The organism is Streptomyces tubbatahanensis (assembly GCF_022699385.1).
Lineage (GTDB): Bacteria > Actinomycetota > Actinomycetes > Streptomycetales > Streptomycetaceae > Streptomyces > Streptomyces diacarni.
This window is the reverse complement of sequence record NZ_CP093846.1, coordinates 809,647-830,049: the sequence shown is the minus strand read 5'-3', so window position 1 is coordinate 830,049 and position 20,403 is coordinate 809,647. Positions and strand designations below refer to the sequence as shown.

Sequence of the window (20,403 nt, the reverse complement as noted above, 5' to 3'; positions counted from 1 at the left end):
TTCACCTCCGTACGGGGCGCGCGGGGGAGGTTTTGCGGCTGGCCGTGAGCCGGTCGATGATCCCGTACTCGACGGCCTCCTCCGCGGTGAAGATCTTGTCGCGTTCGAGGTCCGTGCTGATCCGGTTGCGGGGCCGGCCTGTGTGGCGTTCGTACAGTTCCTCCAGCTTCTCCCGGGTCCTGAGCATCTCCCGGGCCTGGATCTCCAGATCGGCGATCTGGCCCTGCGCGGGTTCGGCGAGGGCCGGCTGGTGGATGAGGACGCGGGCGCCCGGCAGCGCGAGCCGCTTGCCCGGGGTGCCCGCGGCCAGCAGGACGGAGGCCGCCGACGCGGCCTGTCCCAGGCAGACGGTCTCGATGTCGCAGGTGACGAACCGCATCGTGTCGTAGATCGCGGTCATCGCCGTGAACGAGCCGCCCGGCGAGTTGATGTAGAGCGAGATGTCCTGGTCGGGTGCGGTGTGTTCGAGGTGCACGAGCTGGGCCATCACGTCGTTGGCCGAGGTGTCGTCGATCTGGGTTCCCAGGAAGACGATCCGCTCCTCCATCAGCTTCGAGTACGGATCCATCCTCCGCATTCCGCTGCTGGTGCGCTCTGTGTACTCGGGCAGGACGTACCGGGCCGTCGGCTGGTTCCGCATGGCGTCGCACTCCACTGTCGTCGCGTGAGAAACGTACGGACTGTACAGAACGTACGTCGAGCATCTCACCACGAACAGCGGCCAACGTCCCCTGCCCCGGGCCCGATTCCGCTGCGGGCGAAGCGGCGACCGGCCCGCCGACCAGGCGTGAGGGAGCCCGTAACCGTGCGCTGACCTGGGGTTTCATCGACCCCTAGAATGGGGGGATGGCTTACGAGATTCCGGTGACGCAGGCCCGGGCCGAGCTGGCGGATCTGATCAACCGGGTCGTCTACGGGAACGAACGCGTGGTCGTCACCCGGCACGGAAAACCGCTCGTGGGGCTGGTCCCGGCCGCGGACCTGGAGCGGCTGGAGGCGACGGACGGGCAGGCGCGCGAACAGGAGGCGGAAGAGGTCATCAGCACCGTCTCGGGGTTCCGCGAGGTCGGCGGGGGCGCCGCGGCCGCCGAGCCCCGGCGGTTCGGCATCGCCGCCGAACACCGCGGCCCGGCCGCCGGAGACCGGCGACCGGGCCAGGGGAGCTGAGCGCCACGCGCGTGCGCGGCGCTCGTCAGTTGTTTTCCCGCACCGCGTGCCCGGTGCTCAGGAGCTGAGTTCCCACACCGCGTGCGCGATGGCGTCGCTGTGCAGGTCGAGCGCCTCCTCGTTGATGTTCGTAAGGTCGTCGCACGCCGAGTGGTAGCACGCGTCGTACGGCTCGCCCGCCGTGCCGCCCCACTTGTCGGCCTGGGCCTGCGTCATGGTCTCGCCTGCGCCGGTGAAGCTGCCGCCCACGGTGACCCCCGCGTCCTTGAACGAGGCGTGGTCGCTGCGCCCGTTGACCTCCTCGGACGCCTCCGTCTCGATGCCCTTGGACTGGAACCACTCGGTGAAGACCGCCTCGACGGAGGGGTCGTCCTCGTAGACGAAGTGGCCCGCGTTGGGTGAGCCGATCATGTCGAAGTTGAGGTAGGTGTCGATGGCGCCGATCTCGTCCTGGCCGAGGCGCTCGACGTAGTGGCGCGAGCCGACCAGGCCTTCCTCCTCGGCGTCCCACCAGGCGAACCGCAGGTGCTTGGAGGGCTTCAGGTCGGCCTTGGCGACGGCCAGGGCCGTCTCCAGGATTCCGGCGGAGCCCGAGCCGTTGTCGTTGATGCCGGGGCCGGAGGAGACCGAGTCGAGGTGGGCTCCGGTCATGACGGTGGAATCCGTGGCGCCGCCGGGCCAGTCGGCGACGAGGTTGTATCCGGTGCTGCCGTTGTTGTCGAACTCCTGGATGGTGGTCTTGTAGCCGGCGGCGTCCAGTTTCTCCTTGATGTAGTCGAGGGAGGCCTTGTAGCCGGGCCGGCCGTGCGCACGGTTGCCGCCGTTGGCCTCCGCGACCGACTGGAGGTCCTTGAGGTCCTGTTGGACGGCGGCGACGGAGATGTCCGGCGCCTCGGCGGCGTGCGGCCCCTTCTCGCCGGCGCCGGGGCTGGCCTGTGCCCCGGCGGCACCGAGGAGGGTGAGGGCGAGCACCGCGCTGGAGGCGGCGGCGAGTGCGGTGCGGCGGTGGTGTCTGCGCGGGGTGCCGGTTGCGCTTCCGCGTATCTGTCCGCGTGTCACTGCTGGGCTCCGATGCTGTCGTGGGGGGATGTGGGGGGTGCGCCGAGGACGGCGGCCGTCGCCCGGAGCGGCGAGGCGATTGACGCGGACATGAGACTGCTGGCGCGGTGCTGTTCCCGTCAAGAGCGCATAACGGACGGGGTGTCGCGGCCAGCGGAGAGGGGTGCGGCGGCGCGCTGCCGAGCGCCGCGCAGTCCGCCGAGGGCGAGCGCGGTCAGACCGAGCACCGACCAGACGGTCAGCACCAGCACGGGGGTGTCCACGGCACGCCCGTCGAAGAATCCGACCCCGCGCAGCAGCGTGCCCCCGGCCCCCGGCGGCAGCCACTGGCCCAGCGTGCCGACAGGGGCGGGCAGGAGCTCGGGCGCGGACGGCACCCCGGACCACGGATTGCCCAGCAGCACCGAGAGCATCGCGCCCGCCCCGATGCCTTTGAGCCCCAGCAGGGCGCCGAGCCCGGCGACGGCGGAGCTGACCGCCAGCACTGTGAGGCCGAACGCGCCGACCTCCGCCCACCAGTCGCCGGCCAGCACGCCCAGCCAGCTGTCGGTGAGGGCGGTCGCGGCGAGACCGACCAGCGCGGCCGCCGCGAGCAGCGCGAGCATGCCTCGCGTCCCGCGCAGCCGCATCAGGGTCACCAGCGCCCCGGTCGCCACCCCCGCCAGGGCGAGCGGGAGCACGCTCGCGCTCAGTGCGGAGCCGCGCGGGTCGCCCGGCGGTGGGGGGACGACGTCCTCGGTGCGCAGCCGGGTGCCGTCGGGCGCGGCCTCGGCTGCCGCCTGGGTCAGCAGTTGGGCGACGGCCGGGCCGGCCGCGCTCGCGGTCAGCAGCTTCGGCCCTCGGGGGGTGGCGACGAGGGCGCCGTAGACGTCCCTGTCGCGTATGGCCTCGCGGGCAGCGGCCTCGTCCGCGTAGCGGTGCAGCGCGAAGGCGTCCGGGTGCTGCTCCAGCCGGGCCTCCACGGGTGCGGTGGCCGCGGCGGGTCCGGCGACGCCGAGTGGCAGGTCGCGGGGTGCGGTGCGGGCGGCGGGCCAGGCGAAGGCCCACAGCGCGAAGGAGACGAGCAGGGGGACGGCGACCAGGACCACGAGGGGGCCCGGCAGCTTGCGGGCGCGTCCTGGCCCGGGCGCGGAGGTGGGTGCTTCCGGTGCGGTCATGAGGCGACCTTTCGTCGGCCGGCGCGGCGCCTCGTGACACAGGCGTCGCCCGAAAGAGAATGAGCGTTCGTTTTTAATGGCGGGGACACCGTGCCGCCGTCCGGGATGATTGTCAAGAAGGAACGTTCGTTTTAGGCTGGCGCCATGGCTCGTGTCTCCCCTGAACACCTCGAAGCCCGCCGTCGCCAGATCCTCGACGGCGCCCGCCGCTGCTTCCTGCGGGACGGCTTCCACGCCGCCTCCATGCAGGACGTGCTGCGGGAGAGCGGGCTGTCCGCCGGCGCGGTCTACCGGTACTTCCGCGGCAAGGACGAGATCGTCGTGGGTGTGGCGCAAGAAGCGCTGGCCACGATTCGTGCCTCGTTCGAGCGGGTGGCGGCCGCCGAGGTGCCGCCGACGCCTGACGAGCTCTTCCGCGAGGTCTTCGGCAGGCTCCAGGAGGACATGGGCGCGGGCAAGGACCCGCGGGAGCTGCCCCGCCTGCTCGTCCAGGTGTGGGGCGAGGGGCTGCGCAACCCCGAACTGGCCGACGCGTTGAACGAGGCGTACGCCCGGCTCTCGGTGCAGTGGGCGCGCCTCGTCGAGGAGTACCAGGCGTGGGGCTGGGTCGATCCCCAGGCCAACACCGTGCACGTGGCCCGCACCCTGATCGGCGCGGTGCAGGGGTATTTCGTCCAGCAGGCGCTGTGGGGCGGGATCGCGCCCGAGGAGTTCGCCAGGGGGCTGCGCGCCCTGGTCTCCATGTCGGCGCCGCAGCGCCCGGATGGCGCCCCGGCTGCCTGAGTGCCAGCGGTGCGCGGTGCTCGCCGAGTGCCCCGTGAGCCCTGGGGGCCCCGTGAGCCCCGTGAGTCCTGGAAGTTCTGTGTGCCCTGTGAGTCCTGTGAGCCGTGCGGACGGCCGCCGATAGCTGCGGGGAGAGGTGTTTACGGCACCGAAACAGTTACGTCGTAACCTCAGGGGCAGTTGCGGCCGTAGTGTCGCGTGTGTGATACATCTACCGACGTGTGTCGTCGCCGCAGTGACCTGGGCGTTCCCGGGCGCGGTGACGACGGTGAGGTGGAGAGTATGCAATTGACCCCGCACGAGCAGGAGCGGCTGCTCATACATGTCGCCGCCGACGTGGCACAGCGGCGCAAGGACCGCGGAGTGCGCCTGAACCACCCGGAGGCGACCGCGCTGATCACCGCGCACGTGCTGGAGGGCGCCAGGGACGGGCGCACCGTCGCGCAGTTGATGGAGTCGGGACGCACGGTCCTCACGCGCGACGACGTCATGGAGGGAATCCCCGAGATGCTCCACGACGTGCAGGTCGAGGCGACGTTCCCCGACGGCACCAAGCTCGTGACCGTCCACGAGCCGATCGCCTGACCGCGCCGACGAGGAGCCGCACACCATGATTCCCGGTCAGATCCTTTACGCCGCAGATCCTGTGCCGGTCAACGAGGGCGCCGACGTGACCCGGCTGACCGTGCTCAACTCCGCCGACCGGCCCGTCCAGGTCGGCTCCCACTACCACTTCGCCGAGGCCAATCCCGGACTCGACTTCGACCGCGAGGCCGCGCGGGGCAGGCGCCTGGACATCGCGGCCGGAACCGCCGTCCGCTTCGAGCCCGGCATCCCCGTCGACGTCGCCCTCGTACCCATCGGCGGCCGGCGTGTCGTCGCCGGATTGCGTTCCGCCACTGGAGGCCCCCTCGATGCTTGAGCTGTCCCGCGCCGCCTACGCCGACCTCTTCGGCCCCACGACCGGCGACCGCGTACGGCTGGCCGACACCGCGCTCGTCGTCGAGATCGAGGACGACCTGTCCGGCGGCCCCGGGCGCTCGGGCGACGAAGCCGTCTTCGGTGGCGGCAAGGTCATCCGCGAGTCCATGGGGCAGTCGCTGGTCACCCGCGCCGAGGGAACCCCGGACACCGTGATCACCGGAGCGCTCGTCCTCGACCACTGGGGCGTCGTCAAGGCGGACGTCGGCATCCGTGACGGCCGGATCGTCGCGCTCGGCAAGGCAGGCAACCCGGACACCATGGACGGCGTCCACCCGGACCTGGTCATCGGCCCGGAAACCGAGATCATCGCCGGCAACGGCAAGATCCTCACGGCCGGGGCGATCGACGCGCACGTGCACTTCATCTGCCCGCAGCTCATCGACGAGGCGCTGGCCTCCGGCATCACCACGCTGGTGGGCGGCGGCACCGGGCCGGCCGAGGGCTCCAAGGCCACCACGGTCACCCCCGGTGCCTGGCACATGGCCCGCACGCTGGAGGGCATGGACGGGCTGCCGGTCAACGTCGGGCTGCTCGGCAAGGGCAACACCGTCTCCCGCCCCGCGATGATGAGCCAACTGCGCGGCGGCGCCGTCGGGTTCAAGATCCACGAGGACTGGGGCGCCACCCCGGCCGCCATCGACGCCTGCCTGTCCGTCTGCGACGAGACCGGCGCCCAGGTCGCCATCCACACCGACACCCTCAACGAGGCCGGGTTCGTCGGCGACACCCTCGCCGCGATCGCCGGGCGCGGCATCCACGCGTACCACACCGAGGGGGCGGGCGGCGGGCACGCGCCCGACATCATCACCGTCGTCGGCGAGGCCAACGTCCTGCCCTCGTCCACCAACCCGACGCGGCCGCACACCGTCAACACCATCGAGGAACACCTCGACATGCTGATGGTCTGCCACCACCTGAACCCGGCCGTGCCCGAGGACCTCGCCTTCGCCGAGTCCCGCATCAGGCCCAGCACCATCGCCGCCGAGGACACCCTGCACGACCTCGGCGCCATCTCGATCATCTCGTCCGACTCCCAGGCCATGGGCCGCATCGGCGAGGTCGTGCTGCGCACGTGGCAGACCGCGCACGTGATGAAGGAGCGGTACGGGGCCCTGGCGGGCGACGGGCGGGCCGACAATCTCCGGGCACGTCGCTATGTCGCCAAATACACCATCAACCCGGCGGTCGCGCAGGGCATGGACGACGAGATCGGCTCCGTGGAAGCCGGCAAGCTCGCCGACCTGGTGCTGTGGGACCCCGCCTTCTTCGGCGTCAAACCACAGCTCGTCATCAAGGGCGGACAGGTCGCCTACGCGCAGATCGGCGACGCCAACGCGTCCATCCCCACCCCGCAGCCGGTGCTGCCGCGGCGGATGTTCGGCGCCACCGGGCGGGCCCCGGGCGCCAACTCCGTCAACTTCGTGACCCGGACCGCGTTCGACGACAACCTGCCCGAACGGCTGGCCCTCACCAAGCGGTTCGTCGCCATCCGCGACACCCGCCCCGTCACCAAGGCCGACATGCGCCAGAACGACGCCCGCCCCGACGTACGCGTCGACCCCGACACCTTCACCGTCACCATCGACGGCGACCCTGTCGACCCGTCCCCGGCGAAGACCCTGCCGATGGCGCAGCGGTACTTCCTGTTCTGAGCGACACCCTCTCCCCGCGGCCGAGCGCCGGGAGACGACTGGAGGTTCACACCATGAGCGCTGGCGCCGCCACCTTGCTGGTGCTCGCCGACGGCAGGTTCCCCGCCGGGGGGCACGCCCACTCGGGAGGTGCCGAGGCCGCCGTGAAGGCGGGCCGGATCCGCGACGCGGCGAGCCTGCACCGCTTCTGCGCGGGCCGGCTCCACACGGCAGGTCTCACTGCGGCGGCCCTCGCGGCGGCCGCCGCGGCGGGGGCCGACCCCCTCGCCCTGGACGAGGCAGCCGACGCGCGGACGCCCTCGCCCGCGCTGCGGCGTACGGCACGCAGACTGGGCCGGCAGATGATGCGCGCGGCCCGGGCCACCTGGCCGGGACCCGGCCTCGACGCGCTGGCCGCCGCCCGCCCCAAGGGCGCGCATCAGCCGGTGGTGCTGGGCCTGGCGGCACGCTCCGCGGGCCTCACCCCGCTGGACGCCGCGCACGCCGCCGCGTACGAGAGCGTGAGCGGCCCCGCGACGGCGGTCGTCCGCCTGCTCGGCCTCGACCCGTTCGACGCCACCGCGGTGCCGGCCCGCCTCGCCCCCGACATGGAGGAGGTGGCGAGACGGGCCGAGGAGGCGGCCCGCGGCCCCGTCGAGGACCTGCCGGCCGCCTCGGCACCGCTGCTGGAGATCACCGCTGAGCAGCACGCGGCCTGGCCCGTACGCCTCTTCGCCTCCTGAGGACGGCCCGCCCGCGCCTCGCCTCCCGAGGACGGCCCGCCCGCTCGCCGCCGCACGGCGTCCCGCTCCCGTCTCCCCCGGGCGCCGGCCGTCCCCCCTTGCCCCGCCCGCCCTCACCGACCCGTACCCCTGCCCGTACTTCCTGGAGGACCCCGTGCATCTCGACCACCCCACCACCTACCCCGAGCGGCACAGCGCCTCGGCCGTGCGGGCCGACGGCAGCCGCAGGGCGCTGCGCGTCGGACTGGGCGGCCCCGTCGGCTCTGGCAAGACCGCGACCGTGGCGGCGCTGTGCCGCGCGCTGCGCGACCGGCTCTCGCTCGCCGTCGTCACCAACGACATCTACACCCGCGAGGACGCCGCCTTCCTGCTCCGCGAGGCCGTGCTGCCGCCCGAGCGGATCGCCGCGGTGGAGACGGGGGCCTGCCCGCACACCGCGATCCGGGACGACATCTCCGCCAACCTGGAGGCGGTCGAGGATCTGGAGGACGAGATCGGCCCGCTCGACCTGGTCCTGGTCGAGTCCGGCGGTGACAACCTGACGGCGACGTTCTCCAAGGGCCTGGTGGACGAGCAGATCTTCGTCATCGACGTGGCGGGCGGTGACGACATCCCCCGCAAGGGAGGACCCGGCGTCTCCACGGCCGACCTGCTCATCGTCAACAAGACCGACCTGGCCCCCTACGTGGGCTCCGACCTGGAGGGCATGGCGCGGGACGCCAAGCAGCAGCGCGGCGAACTGCCCGTGTTCTTCCAGTCGTTGCGGGGCGAGCCCGGTGTGGATCCGGTGGCCGACTGGGTGCGCGCCCGGCTCGCGGACTGGACGGGCGCGGCGGACGCACCCCGGGCCGAGCCTGAGCAGGCGGCGGCCCACGCAGGTCACCAGGCATGACGACGGCGACAGCGCTGCCCGCCACCGGCGTGCGGGCCCACGCCCGGATCACCGCGGCACCCGACGGGCGCGGCGGCACGGCGCTCCCGTTGCGCAGCGGTGAGGGGCCGTTCGCCGTGCGCCGCACCCGCTCGGCGGACCCCTCGCGGGCGCGGGTCACTCTCGTGGGGGCGATGAGCGCGCCGCTGGGCGGGGACCGGCTGGCCATCGAGACCCGCGTCCGCGCCGGCGCGGCGCTGCGGGTGGACGGCAGCGCCGCCACCCTGGCCTTGCCGGGCCGCACCGCGGACCCCGCCCACTGGGACGTGCACCTTCAGGTCGGTGAGGGCGGCCTGCTGCACTGGCTGCCCGAGCCGCTGATCTCCGTGTGCGGCAGCGAGCTGCGCCAGCGCATCCGCGTAGAGCTGGCTCCCGGCGCCCGCCTCGTGCTGCGGGACGAGCAGGTGCTCGGCCGCGCGGGGGAGGGCCCTGGGCGGCTCAGCAGCCGCCTGACGGTGCGGTACGCCGGGCGTCCGCTGCTCGACCAGCAGCTCGACTTCGGCCCGGGCGCGCCCGGCTGGGACGACGGCGCGGTGCTGGGAGGGCACCGTGCGGTGGGCCAACTCCTCGTCGTGGACCCCGGTCTGGGCGACGAGCCGGAGCAGCCGAGGCTGCTGGGTGAGACGGCCGCCGTCACCCCGCTGGCGGGTCCCGGCGTGCTGGTGACGGCCGTGGCGCAGGACGCGCTGCGGCTGCGGTGGGTGCTCGACGAGGCGCTGACCTTCACTTCTTGGTGAGGTACGGCACAAAGATACGTCTTGGTAAAGAACCAACCTCTGCCCTGTCCCTTACCGCCCGTGAGGGAGAAAGATCCCCCTGACACCACCACCGTGGTCACCGACCACCGCCGTCACACATGCGGCAGCACCCGAAGGGGGACAAGTACACGTGACCAGACGGAAGGCGGCCATAGCCGCCGCCGGCACCCTCGCCGCCGGAGCCCTCACGGCCGGCCTCATATCCGTACCGAACGCGTTCGCCGACGGTACCGGCACCCACGCGCAGCACACCGGGCGGCACGGCTCCGCCGAGGCCCGCGGCGTCCACAAGGCGGCCGCCCGCGCCGCCCGCGCCGGTGTCGACTGGAAGGACTGCCCCGCGGACTGGGGCCTGAAGGACGGCGTCGAGTGCGGCTGGGTGAGCGTGCCGCTCGACTACGCCAAGCCCGACGGCAAGAAGATCAAACTCGCCGTCGACCGGGCCCGCAGCACCGGCGGCAAGGGCAAGCGGCAGGGCTCCCTCGTCTACAACCCGGGCGGCCCCGGCGGCTCCGGGATGGCCTTCCCCAACCGCATCCCCGACGAGAACCCGCTGTGGGCCAAGGCCGCCACCGCCTACGACTTCGTCGGCTTCGACCCGCGCGGCGTCGGCCACTCCGCGCCCATCTCCTGCGCCGACCCCCAGGAGTGGGTCAAGGCACCCAAGGACGACCCGGTGCCCGACAGCGAGGCCGACAAGCGCGCCCAGCGCAAGCTCGCCAAGGAGTACGCGGACGGCTGCAAGGAGCGCGGCGGCGACCTCCTGCCGCAGATGACCACGCCCAACACGGCCCGCGACCTCGACGTCATCCGTGCCGCGCTCGGCGACAAGAAGCTCAACTACCTCGGCGTCTCCTACGGCACGTACCTGGGCGCGGTCTACGCGGAGCTGTTCCCCGGACACATCCGCCGGATGATCACCGACAGCATCGTCAACCCCTCGCCGAAGAAGATCTGGTACGACGTCAACCTCGACCAGGACATCGCCTTCCAGACCCGCTGGGAGGACTGGAAGAAGTGGGTGGCCAAGCACGACGACGTCTACAACATCGGCTCGACGCCCGAGAAGATCGAGGCCAAGTGGCGCGAGCTGCGCTCCACCGCGAAGAAGGACCCCATCGGCGGCGTCGTCGGCCCCTCCGAGCTGCTGGGCTTCTTCCAGAGCGCCCCGTACTACGACTCCGCCTGGGCCGAGGTCGCCTCGGTGTGGGCCGCCTACCTGGGCGGTGACGAGAAGCCGCTGATCGAGGCCGCGGCCCCCGACATGTCGGACGTCGAGGGCAACAAGGCCAGCGAGAACAGCAACGCCGTCTACACCGCCGTCGAGTGCAACGACGCGCAGTGGCCGCGCGACTGGAAGATCTGGGACCGCGACAGCACCCGGCTGCACGAGAAGTACCCGTTCCTGACCTGGTCCAACGCCTGGATGAACTACCCGTGCGGCGTGTGGCCCCTCAAGCAGCACAAGCCGCTGAACATCCACGCCAAGACCTCGCACCCGGTGCTGATGATCCAGGCCACCCGCGACGCGGCCACTCCTTACCCCGGTGGCGTCGAGCTGCACAAGCGGCTCAAGGGATCCCGTCTGATCACCGAGAAGGGCGCGGGCTCGCACGGCATCACCAACCTGAAGAACGACTGCATCAACAAGCGTGTCGACGCCTACCTGCTCAAGGGCACCGTCGACGCCAAGGACGTGACCTGCTCGCCGCACGCCGAGCCGCAGCCGGTCAAGTCCGCGGCCAAGGCATCGGCGAAGGCCAAGGCCGCAGCGGTGCCCGCCCGCACTCCGTGACACCGTCCGCGAGGGACGCCCACTGAGGGCAGGCAGCCGCGAGGGGCGGACCGGATGCGTTCCGGTCCGCCCCTCAGCCGTCTCTCACCGCCCGTGTGACGCCAGCCAGCTGTCCTCGGCCGCGTAGTCGAACAGGCGCTCCAGCGGTTCGTACGCCGCGGCCAGCCTCGGCAGCGCCTCGGCTACGTCCCGGCCCCGTATGTGGTCTGCCAGCCACTCCACCGTCGCGGGCAGCGCCTGCTCGTACGTGGTCACCGGCCGGTAGCCCAACTCCCGCTCGGCGGCCGACATGTCCAGCACCAGCGGATGCGGCAGCGACCACGGAGTGAGGCCCACCGACGGCGCGTCGGCGGGCGGCGCGCTGTCCATCAGCACCGTCTCGCACTCCCAGCCGAGTGCCTCGTCGTGCAGTTCCGCGATCCTGGCGACCGTCGGCGCCTGCGGATCGGCGGCGTTGAGCACCCGCGACCCGGGACGGCGCCCGGCACAACGCACCAGCTCCGCGATGTTGTCGACATGGACCGGGTGGAAGCGGCTCTCCCCGTTGTACGCCAGCACCCGCACCCGGCGCCCGTCCAGCCACCGCTTGACGAAGTACGCCTCGCGCGGGGTGCGGCAGTACGGGCCGTACACGGCGCTCGCCCGCAGCATCGTGACGGGCAGCCGGTCGCCCAGCGCCGTCAGCGCGTTCTCGATGACCACCTTGCGCGCGCCGTACACCTCCTCGTCCGGCCGCATGGTGCGGTCCGTCTCCGCGAGGGGCACCCGGTAGCGCGGCCAGCCGTCCGGCTCGTCCTGGGTGGCGAAACCGCGGCCCTTCTCGTCCTCGTAGACGGCTGCGGTGGACAGGACGACCGCCGAGCCGATCCGGCCGGCGAGGCCCGCGATCTGCCGGGCGTGCGCAGCGGTCATGGCCGTCACGTCGAGCAGCAGGCCGAAGCCGTCGCCCACGGCCGCCTCCAGTGCGCCGGGCTCATCCCGGTCCAGCGCGACGGCGCGCACCTGCGACGGCCATCGCGCGTCCCGTCCGCCGCCACGGGAGGCGGCCGTCACCTCCCACCCGTCCCCGGCCAGCGCACGCACCGCTGTCCGCCCGATCTGACCCGTCGCGCCCAGCACCAGGGCTCGTGATCCGTTTGCCATGAAGGCACGCTAGGCCTGCGGCGGCCCGGCAGTCAGCAGGGTTTCGCCCTCGACGATTACGCCGACGGCGCATCCTTCGCGGCGCCGCGGCCCCTCAACGTCCCGCGCCGCGCCGCCCGTCGGCGCCGGCCCCGCCTGCCGGCCCCCGCGAGCGTCCCTTCGAACGTCTGCCCCGGGCGCGCTCCTCGGCCTGCGCCGCCTTCGCGTCGGGGGCGTACATGTCCACGTACTCCTGTCCCGACAGCCGCAGGATCTCGTGGATGATCTCGTCGGTGGCCGCCCGCAGCACCGTCCGCTCGCTCTCCAGTCCCGCGAAGCGGGAGAAGTCCAGTGGCTCACCGAATCTGATGGTGACCCGTCCCATGCGCGGCAACTTGCGCCCCGGAGGCTGGAGTTCGAACGTGCCGACCATGGCGCACGGCACCACCTTCACCCCCGCACCGAGCGCCATCGCCGCCACGCCGACCCGGCCCTTGTAGAGGCGGCCGTCGTGTGAGCGGGTGCCCTCCGGGTAGATGCCGAGCAACTCGCCCCTGCGCAGCACCCGCAGCCCCTCGTCGATGGCGGCCTGCCCCGCCCCCTTGCCCGAACGGTCGACGGGAATCTGCCCCACGCTGTGGAAGAAGGCCGCCGTCAGCCGTCCTTTGAGACCAGGGCCCGTGAAGTACTCGGCCTTGGCGAGGAAGGTGATGCGGCGCTTGAGGATGGCGGGCATCACGAAGTGGTCGGAGAAGGACAGGTGGTTCCCCGCCACGATCGCCGCGCCCTCCGACGGCACGTTCTCCAGACCCTCGATCCGGGGCCGGAAGACCAGCCGCAACAGCGGCCCCAACAACACGTACTTGAGCACGTAGTAGAACACCGGTCGCCTCCGGGCCCTACGCGAGCGGCTCGGCTGTCGTGTCGCCCCAGGCAGGCGAGCCCACCCGGCGCCCTCGGGCCGTGCGTATGCCTGACCCCCCGCGAGCGGGTCCGATCGGGTCCATGCTGACTCCCTGCTGACGTGTCTGGCATGGCCGGCGTGCCTGGCATGGTTGACGTGCCCGACGCGCCGACGACCTGCCAGGCCGTGTGATCGTCGTGTGATCCAGGTAACGATCGTAGCCCCTCCACGGAGTGGAAGGTTTCTTCGCGCACGAGAGCCGTAAACCCCCCGGGCGACGAGGCCCGGGGGGCGGGAAGAGAACTCAGGCGGCGCGTTTGCCGGGGCGGTGACGGTGGTGACGGCCGCGTCCGAAGCGCTCCGGATCCCCCGGCCGCTCCTTCGCGGTCTCCTCGTCGCCCTCGGCGGTGGGCTCCGGGTCCCGGTCCCCCGCGCCGCGCTCGACGGCGTCCGCCGCCGTGGGAAGCCCGGTCACCTGCAACTCCGGGAGCGTCATGGCCGCATCACGCGGCGCGGCGGCGGGATCGGACGGCAGAGATCCCGAGAAGAGGCCCGCGAGATCCGGCGAGACCGCCCCGGTGCGCGGCCCGCGCCCCTGCGCAGCGGACCGGAAAGTGCGGGCGACCTCCTCCTGCGGACCGGTCCGGACCGCACGTTCCCGTGCGCCCTTCTGCGTTGCGCCTGCCCCCGCTTCCGCTGTGGCCGCCTGCTGTCGCGACGCGGAGGAGGCGGCGCCCGGCGCGGAGGAATCCGTGTCCTCCGTGTCGGGTTGCTGCGCGCGCTCCAGGAAGCGCAGAAGCTCGACGGGGAAGGGGAGGACGAGAGTGGAGTTCTTCTCGGCGGCGACAGCCGTGATGGTCTGCAGCAGCCTCAGTTGCAGGGCCGCCGGCTGCACCGACATCTGCTCGGCCGCTTCCGCGAGCCGCTTCGACGCCTGGAGTTCCGCGTCCGCGTTGATGACCCGGGCCCGGCGTTCACGGTGCGCCTCGGCCTGCCGGGCCATCGACCGTTTCATGGTGTCCGGCAGCGACACGTCCTTGATCTCCACGCGGTCGATCTGCACGCCCCAGTCGACGGCCGGGCTGTCGATCATCAGCTCCAGGCCCTGGTTGAGCTTCTCCCGGTCCGAGAGGAGATCGTCCAGGTCGCTCTTTCCGATGATCGACCGCAGCGAGGTCTGGGCCATCTGCGAGACGGCGAACTGGTAGTCCTCGACCCGGATCACCGCGTCCGCCGGTTTCACCACCTTGAAGTAGACGACCGCGTCGACGCGGACCGTCACGTTGTCCCGCGTGATGCCCTCCTGGGCGGGGACGGGCATGGTGATGATCTGCATGTTCACCTTGCGCAGCCGGTCGACGAACGGAACGACGAGCGTCACCCCCGGTCGTCGCACCTCTCCGAGCAGCCGTCCGAGGCGCAGCACGACCCCGCGTTCGTACTGCTTGATCACGCGCACCGACGACAGGACGCCCAGGAGCGCGAGCGCGGCGACGACCACGATGACAGTTATCAGAACTTCCGGCATGTCGGCACCTACCGTCCAAAGCGGCTGTTAACAGCGTAGATCGGTCCGGCGTGTTCGGGCGAGTGGACGGCGCAGAGCACCGTCCCGCGCGCCCCGCCCCCGCGCCACCGTCACGCACCGCCGATCAGGAGACGACCCACTGTCACCGGTCACGTGCCCGAGTTGCCCCCGCCCCGCGCGGGCCCGAACCTGGGAGAGCCGTGGGGGCGGCTGCGTTCGTGACGCCGAGCCGGGAGGCGCGACGATGACCCAGACACCTCGCACAGCGCAGGCGTGGCCCCGCCTGCGGGTGGCGGACTGGTCCGAGACCAGGGACACCCTGCACATGTGGACACAGATCGTCGGCAAGGTACGGCTCGCCCACGCGCCGCTGGTCAACCACTGGTGGCAGGTCACCTTCTACGTCAGCGCGCGAGGGCTGACCACCTCGAGCATCCCGTACGGCACCGGAGCCTTCGAGATCGAGTTCGACTTCGTCGACCACCGGCTGCACATCCGCACCAGCGACGGCGGCACCCGGCACGTTCCCCTGGCGCCCAAGCCGGTGGCCCGGTTCCACCACGAGACGATGCGGGCCCTGGACGAGCTGGGCATCGAAGCCCCGATCCAGGACCACCCGAACGAGGTCGAACCGGCGATCCCCTTCACCGAGGACCTCCGGCACGCCTCCTACGACGCACAAGCGGCGCACCTGTTCTGGCGCCAACTGCTCCAGGCGGACCGCGTCATGGGCGCCTTCAGAGCCCGCTACGCGGGCAAGGTCAGCCCGGTGCACTTCTTCTGGGGCGCCATGGACCTGGCCTGCACCCGCTTCTCCGGACGTTCCGCCCCCACCCACCCGGGCGGCGCCCCGAACTGCGGGGACTGGGTCATGGTCGAGGGCTACTCACGGGAACTGAGCAGCTGCGGATTCTGGCCCGGCGGAGGAGAGGAGGGCGCCTTCTATGCGTACGCCTACCCCGAACCCGACGGCTTCCGCTCCCACCCCGTCGCACCCGCCGACGCCCACTACAGCCCGCAGAACGGGCAGTACCTGCTGCCCTACGAGGCGGTGCGCACCGCCGGGAACCCGGATGCGGCGCTGATGTCCTTCCTGCAGAGCACCTACGAGGCAGCCGCCGACAACGGGGGCTGGGACAGGCCGGCTCTCGAAACCGACCCGGATCGCTGGAGCGAGCGCCGCTGAGCGTGCGGGTACCGGGCCGCCGCGTGCGGGTACCCGGCCGCCGTTCCCCGGCCCCTCAGCCATCAGACTCCAGGAGGTATCGCCGTGACATGCTTCGACCGACGCGATCTCGGACTGCTGACCTTGCGCCTCGGCGCGGGCGGCGCACTGTTCGCCCACGGCGCCCAGAAGCTCTTCGGCTGGTTCTCGGGCCACGGCCTGGAGGGCACCGCCCAGTTCATGGAGTCCCTCGGCTACAAGCCGGGCAAAGCCAACGCGGTCGCCTCCGGCCTCGCCGAGGCCGGAGGCGGGGCGCTGCTCGCCCTCGGGCTCGCCACCCCCGCGGGGGGCGCGGCGGTGGTCGGCGGCATGGCCGGCGCGGCCGCGGTCCACGCCCCCAACGGCTTCTTCAACACCTCGGGCGGGTACGAACTGCCCGCCCTGTACGGCCTGGTCGGCGCCGGCATCGCGGTGGCGGGTCCTGGCCGGATCTCCCTGGACCACGCGTGCGGCCATCACCTGAACCGCGCCTGGATGGTGCCCGCGGCCCTCGCCGCGGCGGCGGCGGGGGCGACGGCGGCGGTGAAGTCCCGGAGCAGCCAACTGCGCGCGTCCGAGAACACCGAAGAGGCCCCGAGCGCTCCGGATGCCCAGGAGCCGATGCAGGAGACCTCTCAGGACGAGTGAAGGGGCCGGGCCGGGTGCCCGGTCTTCGTGGCCTGCCTGCCGGTCACCTTCCCCGGCGGCCACTTCTACCTCACCGCACAAGCGCCCCAGGTCGCGCAGCTGATCACCACGCGGTGCGGCGGTAAGTTGTACCGATGACCGACGACCTGCCGCCCGGCGGCGCCGTGCTCGGCGCCGCCGAACTGGACGCCCGCTGGGCGGATCCCTGGCGTCCGGAACACGCCGCTGAGCGGCTGGAGGGGGTGAGCGCGCCCTGGTGCGTCGCGGCGGGGTGGGCGCTCGACCTGTTCCGAGGGCAACAGTCACGCGAGCACGGCGACCTGGAGATCGCCGTGCCGGCGGCGGGCTTCCCCGAGATCCGGCGCCGTTTTCCCGAGGGCGCGTTCGACGCGGTGGGTTCCGGACGGATCTGGACGGAGCCGGGGCCCGAGGCGCTGGCAGCCACGTACCAGACCTGGCTGCGCGATCCGGGGAGCGGCCAGTACCTGCTCGACGTCTTCCGCGAGCCGCATGAGGGCAGGACGTGGATTTGCAGGCGGGACGAGAGGCTCCGGCTGCCGTACGACAGACTCATCGAGCGGACGGGGGACCATATCCCCTACCAGGCCCCTGAGGTGGTGCTGCTGTTCAAGGCGAAGGCGCCGCGGCCGAAGGACCAGGCGGACTTCGACGCGGTCCTGCCCCTGCTGAGCCCCGCACGGCGCGCTCTCCTCGCCGGGTGGCTGGACCTCGTGCATTCCGGGCACCCCTGGCGGTCCAGGCTGCACGCATGACCGACCCCGGCTCCTGCCGTCGCCCGTCAGCAGAAAGTCAGCATCTTGGCCGGCTCCGGGGTTTCAGCGCGACGTTCGGGAGCGGGGGAGCGGGGAGTGGGTCGCCGTCGTAGCCCTCCACCTCGCCGAACCTCCGCCCTGCCGTCCAGTCGGCCCGGGCGCGTGCGATGTCGTCGTGCGAAGCGCCGAGGAAGTTCCACCACAGGACGATCTCCTCGCCGAACGGCGTGCCGCCGAGGAGGAGCAGGCGGGCGGGGACACCTGCCGTGTTGGTGAGGGCCAGGGTGGTGCTTCCGGGGCGGAGAGCGCCGAGTTCGGCGGGGCCGAGTGCCTGCCCCGCGAGGGTGATCTCCCCGGTGTCGACGAGCACGCCGTGCTCGAACTCCGGGTCGACCGCGAGAGTGGTGGCCGCGTGCGGTTCCAGCGTGATCTCGGCGCCGAGCAGCGGGGTGAACGTGGGCACGGGCGAGGTCTCGCCGGCCAGGGAGCCGAGGAAGACCCGGGCCTCCCCGCCCCGCAGGGGCACCGGACGTGGCACGTGGTGCTGGAAGGCGGACGCGGTGTGCCGGTGCGTTCCGGGCAGGGCAACCCACAGCTGGACGCCGTGGAGGACGGTCGTCCGGGCGGTGGAGACCTCCGAGTGACTGATGCCGTGACCGCCCGTCATCACATTCAGCTCACCCGGGCGGACGAGCGCGCGGGTGCCCAGACTGTCGCGGTGCTCGATCTCGCCCGAGAACAGCCAACTGACGGTTTGCAGACCGGTGTGCGGATGCGGAGCGACGTCCATTCCGCCGGTCACGGAGACGTCGTCGGGCCCGTAGTGGTCGGCGAAGCACCAGGCGCCGATCAGGGAGCGGGCACGCTGCGGAAGTGTGCGCCGCACCGTCATCCCTCGCGGACCGCCCAACGGCACGCTGCGTGGGAAGAGCACTTCGACGTCCGGCGCCGGCTGTGTGTGGGGGCCGGCCGCACAGCGCACCTCGGCCGGGCGTGTCTCGGTGTTGCTCACCTGACGCTGCTCCTCCCTCCGGGTGGCCTGTCCGGCCTACTCCGGACGCCATCGTATGTGCCAGGAAGAGACCCGCGACCGGGAGACGGCCGCCTGCCCCCGCCGGAGAACAGCTCACGACTCCAGGTAGCGCAGAACCGCGAGAATCCGGGGGTTGTACCCTGCGGCGTGCCGCAGACCCAGCTTGTCGAAGACGGTGCCCAGGTGCTTCTCCACCGCGCTCAGGGAGATGTGCAGGTGCGCGGCGATCGCCGCGTTGGTGTGGCCCTCGGCCAGCGATTCGAGCACGCCGCGCTCGCGCGGGGTCAGCCGCGCCAGCGGGTCGGTGTGTGTGGAGCGGAGCACCAGTTGCCGTACGACTTCCGGGTCGAGGGCGGCACCGCCCGCGTGGATCCGCTCCAGCGCGTCGAGGAACTCCCCGACCTGCGCGACCCGGTCCTTGAGCAGGTAGCCGACCCGCTCGGGCCCGGAGGTCAGCAACTGGGCCGCGTAGTGCCGTTCCAGGTGCTGGCTCAGTACGAGGACACCGACCTCGGGCCACCGGTCGCGGATCTCCAGGGCGGCGCGCAGCCCCTCGTCGGTGTGGGTCGGCGGCATCCGGATGTCCACGACGACGAGGTCCGGGGGCGCGGCCTCGACAGCGCGCAGCAGACCCGGGGCGTCCGCCACCGCTGCGGGAACCTCGTGCCCTTCTTCGGTGAGCAGCCGCACCAGCCCTTCCCGCAGGAGGGTGGAGTCCTCGGCCAGCATTACGCGCACGGCAGCTCCGCTGTGACGATGGTGGGTCCCCCGGAGGGGCTGTGCAGGTGCAGTCGTCCGTCGAGGGCGCCCACCCGGCTGCGCAGCCCGGTCAGCCCACTGCCTGCCGGGTCGGCGCCGCCGACGCCGTCGTCCTGGACCCGGACGAGGAGAAGCGCCTCCTCCTGCCGCACGCTGACCACGACCCCGGTGGCGGCCGCGTGCTTGGCGGCGTTGGTCACGCACTCCGAGACGAGGAAGTAGGCGGCTGTCTCCACGGAGGCGGGCAGGGGGCGGCTCAGGTGGAAGTCCGTGCGCACGGGCAGTCCGCTGCGTTCGGTGACAGAGGCGAGAGCTTCTCGCAGCCCGAGGGCGTCCAGCGCGGTCGGGTAGGCCCGCCAGGCGACCTCGCGCAGTTCCCGCAGGACTTCCTGCGACTCCAGGTGGGCCTGGTGGACGAGTTCGCCCGACCGTTCGGGAGTGCCCTCGCGCCGGGCGCGGCCGAGCAGCATGGCCAACGCCACCAGCCGCTGCTGCACACCGTCGTGCAGGTCGCGTTCGATGCGACGGCGCTCGGTGTCCACCGCGCGCAGCACCGCGGCGCGGCTGGCGGCCAGTTCGTCGATGCGCCGCCTGAGGAGATCCCGCTCCGAGGGGCCGAAGCACGCGCGTGCCAGGCGTGCGTCGGCGCTGTCCAGCCAGCGCAGACCCTGGACGTCGAGGAAGAGCAGTACCCCTCCGAGGAGGCACTGTCCGGCCAGGTCGAGCCAGTCGAGCGTGCCCCGCGCCAGCCCGGCGACCAGGAGCGCGGCCAGTACGGCCCCGACACAGAGGAGGGCCACGACCACACCGGTCAGCAGGCCCGCGCCGGTGCGCGCCGCGAGGTAGCGCACGATCCGCTCGTCGGGCGCCTCGCCGTCGGGGAAGTCGGGCGCCTCGCCGTCGGGGAAGCGGGGGGTGCGGTGATCGGCGCGGTGATCGGGGAAGCGGTCGGCGAAGAACAGCGACCTGCGCCGCCGCTCGACGGCGGCCAGTCGCCGGGCCCCTGCGGCGAAGGTGGCCACGGCGCGCCCTCTGGTACGGGGCCACAGCAGCAGCGGACCCAGGAGGACGCCGGCGAGTACGAGGTACAGCAGCCCGGGCAGCGCGGTGACGCAGCCCGCCAGAACGCCGACGGTACGGCGCGGCAGTGTGGGAGTCGCCGGTTCCGCGGTGCTTGCGCGCGCGCCGGGCGTCGCGTCCAGCGCCCGTCCCGCGCCTCCCGCGTATCTCGAGCCTTCTGCGTGCTCCACGTCCCCCGCGTCCCCCCTCACCACGGGCGCCGAGAGTAGCCGGGCCCCGGGACTCGGGCAAGATCGTTCACCGGGCGCCGCCGCACGCGCCGTCCGCGGACTCCCCGGGCGGGCCGGTGCCGGTGCCGGTGCCGGCGCACAGGCGTCAGACGTCGCGCACGCGGTGCCGACACG

The 20,403-nt window shown here is 72.4% G+C and carries 21 protein-coding genes; 12 read left to right on the top strand and 9 right to left on the bottom strand.

Going from position 1 to position 20,403, the window contains the following annotated elements; translation table 11 throughout:
• Position 1: 1 nt before the first annotated feature.
• Entirely contained in the window at positions 2-640 is a 639-nt protein-coding gene (locus MMF93_RS03560) for an ATP-dependent Clp protease proteolytic subunit (RefSeq protein ID WP_242749455.1), read from the bottom strand.
• A 206-nt stretch (positions 641-846) separates the two neighbouring features.
• On the opposite strand from MMF93_RS03560, the gene MMF93_RS03555 reads away from it, so the two are divergent.
• A complete protein-coding gene (locus MMF93_RS03555) occupies positions 847-1,167 on the top strand; it encodes a type II toxin-antitoxin system Phd/YefM family antitoxin (RefSeq protein ID WP_242749453.1) in 321 nt (106 codons plus the stop codon).
• A gap of 57 nt (positions 1,168-1,224) precedes the next feature.
• Here the strand turns inward: MMF93_RS03555 and MMF93_RS03550 are convergent, their stop codons facing one another.
• Together MMF93_RS03550 and MMF93_RS03545 are read right to left on the bottom strand one after the other, a co-directional pair.
• A complete protein-coding gene (locus MMF93_RS03550; RefSeq protein WP_242749451.1) occupies positions 1,225-2,226 on the bottom strand; it encodes a M28 family metallopeptidase in 1,002 nt (333 codons plus the stop codon).
• 119 nt (positions 2,227-2,345) lie between these two features.
• A complete protein-coding gene (locus MMF93_RS03545) occupies positions 2,346-3,383 on the bottom strand; it encodes an ABC transporter permease (RefSeq protein WP_242749450.1) in 1,038 nt (345 codons plus the stop codon).
• Positions 3,384-3,527: 144 nt separating this feature from the next.
• Here MMF93_RS03545 and MMF93_RS03540 point away from each other — a divergent pair, with 144 nt between their 5' ends.
• From MMF93_RS03540 to MMF93_RS03505, 8 genes are all read left to right on the top strand, one after another.
• Positions 3,528-4,166 carry a TetR/AcrR family transcriptional regulator gene (locus MMF93_RS03540; RefSeq protein WP_242749449.1) on the top strand — a complete coding sequence of 213 codons (639 nt, stop codon included), beginning with the start codon at positions 3,528-3,530 and terminating at the stop codon, positions 4,164-4,166.
• 282 nt (positions 4,167-4,448) lie between these two features.
• Positions 4,449-4,751: an urease subunit gamma gene (locus MMF93_RS03535; protein ID WP_114018961.1), complete on the top strand. Its 303-nt coding sequence runs from the start codon at positions 4,449-4,451 to the stop codon at positions 4,749-4,751.
• A gap of 25 nt (positions 4,752-4,776) precedes the next feature.
• The gene (locus MMF93_RS03530) at positions 4,777-5,088 is read left to right on the top strand and encodes an urease subunit beta (RefSeq protein WP_242749448.1); all 312 of its coding nucleotides are present in this window, start codon (positions 4,777-4,779) and stop codon (positions 5,086-5,088) included.
• Positions 5,081-6,802, top strand: coding sequence for an urease subunit alpha (locus MMF93_RS03525; protein WP_242749447.1), 1,722 nt, complete (start codon positions 5,081-5,083; stop codon positions 6,800-6,802). The genes MMF93_RS03530 and MMF93_RS03525 overlap by 8 nt, the downstream gene beginning before the upstream one ends.
• A gap of 53 nt (positions 6,803-6,855) precedes the next feature.
• A complete protein-coding gene (locus MMF93_RS03520; protein ID WP_242749446.1) occupies positions 6,856-7,524 on the top strand; it encodes an urease accessory protein UreF in 669 nt (222 codons plus the stop codon).
• 154 nt (positions 7,525-7,678) lie between these two features.
• Positions 7,679-8,416: an urease accessory protein UreG gene (ureG, locus tag MMF93_RS03515; RefSeq protein ID WP_242749444.1), complete on the top strand. Its 738-nt coding sequence runs from the start codon at positions 7,679-7,681 to the stop codon at positions 8,414-8,416.
• A complete protein-coding gene (locus tag MMF93_RS03510) occupies positions 8,413-9,192 on the top strand; it encodes an urease accessory protein UreD (RefSeq protein ID WP_242749442.1) in 780 nt (259 codons plus the stop codon). The genes ureG and MMF93_RS03510 overlap by 4 nt, the downstream gene beginning before the upstream one ends.
• A gap of 151 nt (positions 9,193-9,343) precedes the next feature.
• Complete coding sequence (locus MMF93_RS03505; protein WP_242749440.1) at positions 9,344-11,008, top strand: alpha/beta hydrolase; 1,665 nt, start codon at positions 9,344-9,346, stop codon at positions 11,006-11,008.
• Between the two features lie 84 nt (positions 11,009-11,092).
• On the opposite strand, the gene MMF93_RS03500 is transcribed toward MMF93_RS03505, so the two are convergent.
• The 3 genes from MMF93_RS03500 to MMF93_RS03490 all read right to left on the bottom strand — a co-directional run bounded on the left by MMF93_RS03500 (position 11,093) and on the right by MMF93_RS03490 (position 14,562).
• Entirely contained in the window at positions 11,093-12,151 is a 1,059-nt protein-coding gene (locus tag MMF93_RS03500; RefSeq protein ID WP_242749438.1) for an NAD-dependent epimerase/dehydratase family protein, read from the bottom strand.
• A gap of 94 nt (positions 12,152-12,245) precedes the next feature.
• Positions 12,246-13,013, bottom strand: a complete 768-nt coding sequence (locus MMF93_RS03495; RefSeq protein WP_242749436.1) for a lysophospholipid acyltransferase family protein — start codon at positions 13,011-13,013, stop codon at positions 12,246-12,248.
• A gap of 325 nt (positions 13,014-13,338) precedes the next feature.
• The gene (locus MMF93_RS03490) at positions 13,339-14,562 is read right to left on the bottom strand and encodes a slipin family protein (protein ID WP_242749434.1); all 1,224 of its coding nucleotides are present in this window, start codon (positions 14,560-14,562) and stop codon (positions 13,339-13,341) included.
• 244 nt (positions 14,563-14,806) lie between these two features.
• On the opposite strand from MMF93_RS03490, the gene MMF93_RS03485 reads away from it, so the two are divergent.
• The 3 genes from MMF93_RS03485 (at position 14,807) to MMF93_RS03475 (ending at position 17,187) form a co-directional block, all read left to right on the top strand.
• Positions 14,807-15,748 (top strand): DUF5996 family protein, encoded by a 942-nt coding sequence (locus MMF93_RS03485; protein ID WP_242749432.1) that lies wholly within the window; start codon positions 14,807-14,809, stop codon positions 15,746-15,748.
• Positions 15,749-15,832: 84 nt separating this feature from the next.
• Positions 15,833-16,414, top strand: coding sequence for a DoxX family protein (locus tag MMF93_RS03480; protein ID WP_242749430.1), 582 nt, complete (start codon positions 15,833-15,835; stop codon positions 16,412-16,414).
• A 134-nt stretch (positions 16,415-16,548) separates the two neighbouring features.
• Positions 16,549-17,187: a nucleotidyltransferase domain-containing protein gene (locus tag MMF93_RS03475; protein ID WP_242749428.1), complete on the top strand. Its 639-nt coding sequence runs from the start codon at positions 16,549-16,551 to the stop codon at positions 17,185-17,187.
• 37 nt (positions 17,188-17,224) lie between these two features.
• Here the strand turns inward: MMF93_RS03475 and MMF93_RS03470 are convergent, their stop codons facing one another.
• From MMF93_RS03470 to MMF93_RS03460, 3 genes are all read right to left on the bottom strand, one after another.
• A complete protein-coding gene (locus MMF93_RS03470; RefSeq protein WP_242749426.1) occupies positions 17,225-18,199 on the bottom strand; it encodes a pirin family protein in 975 nt (324 codons plus the stop codon).
• A 114-nt stretch (positions 18,200-18,313) separates the two neighbouring features.
• Positions 18,314-18,949, bottom strand: a complete 636-nt coding sequence (locus MMF93_RS03465; RefSeq protein ID WP_242757231.1) for a response regulator — start codon at positions 18,947-18,949, stop codon at positions 18,314-18,316.
• Positions 18,949-20,229, bottom strand: coding sequence for a sensor histidine kinase (locus MMF93_RS03460; RefSeq protein ID WP_423835342.1), 1,281 nt, complete (start codon positions 20,227-20,229; stop codon positions 18,949-18,951). Before MMF93_RS03460 ends, MMF93_RS03465 begins: the two co-directional genes overlap by 1 nt.
• Positions 20,230-20,403 lie beyond the last annotated feature (174 nt).

Coding starts and splice junctions, on each gene's coding strand:
- MMF93_RS03560 (WP_242749455.1), bottom strand. CDS start 640: ATGCGGAACCAGCCGACGGCCCGGTACGTCCTGCCCGAGTACACAGAG.
- MMF93_RS03555 (WP_242749453.1), top strand. CDS start 847: ATGGCTTACGAGATTCCGGTGACGCAGGCCCGGGCCGAGCTGGCGGAT.
- MMF93_RS03545 (WP_242749450.1), bottom strand. CDS start 3,383: ATGACCGCACCGGAAGCACCCACCTCCGCGCCCGGGCCAGGACGCGCC.
- MMF93_RS03540 (WP_242749449.1), top strand. CDS start 3,528: ATGGCTCGTGTCTCCCCTGAACACCTCGAAGCCCGCCGTCGCCAGATC.
- MMF93_RS03535 (WP_114018961.1), top strand. CDS start 4,449: ATGCAATTGACCCCGCACGAGCAGGAGCGGCTGCTCATACATGTCGCC.
- MMF93_RS03530 (WP_242749448.1), top strand. CDS start 4,777: ATGATTCCCGGTCAGATCCTTTACGCCGCAGATCCTGTGCCGGTCAAC.
- MMF93_RS03525 (WP_242749447.1), top strand. CDS start 5,081: ATGCTTGAGCTGTCCCGCGCCGCCTACGCCGACCTCTTCGGCCCCACG.
- MMF93_RS03520 (WP_242749446.1), top strand. CDS start 6,856: ATGAGCGCTGGCGCCGCCACCTTGCTGGTGCTCGCCGACGGCAGGTTC.
- MMF93_RS03510 (WP_242749442.1), top strand. CDS start 8,413: ATGACGACGGCGACAGCGCTGCCCGCCACCGGCGTGCGGGCCCACGCC.
- MMF93_RS03500 (WP_242749438.1), bottom strand. CDS start 12,151: ATGGCAAACGGATCACGAGCCCTGGTGCTGGGCGCGACGGGTCAGATC.
- MMF93_RS03490 (WP_242749434.1), bottom strand. CDS start 14,562: ATGCCGGAAGTTCTGATAACTGTCATCGTGGTCGTCGCCGCGCTCGCG.
- MMF93_RS03485 (WP_242749432.1), top strand. CDS start 14,807: ATGACCCAGACACCTCGCACAGCGCAGGCGTGGCCCCGCCTGCGGGTG.
- MMF93_RS03475 (WP_242749428.1), top strand. CDS start 16,549: ATGACCGACGACCTGCCGCCCGGCGGCGCCGTGCTCGGCGCCGCCGAA.
- MMF93_RS03465 (WP_242757231.1), bottom strand. CDS start 18,949: ATGCTGGCCGAGGACTCCACCCTCCTGCGGGAAGGGCTGGTGCGGCTG.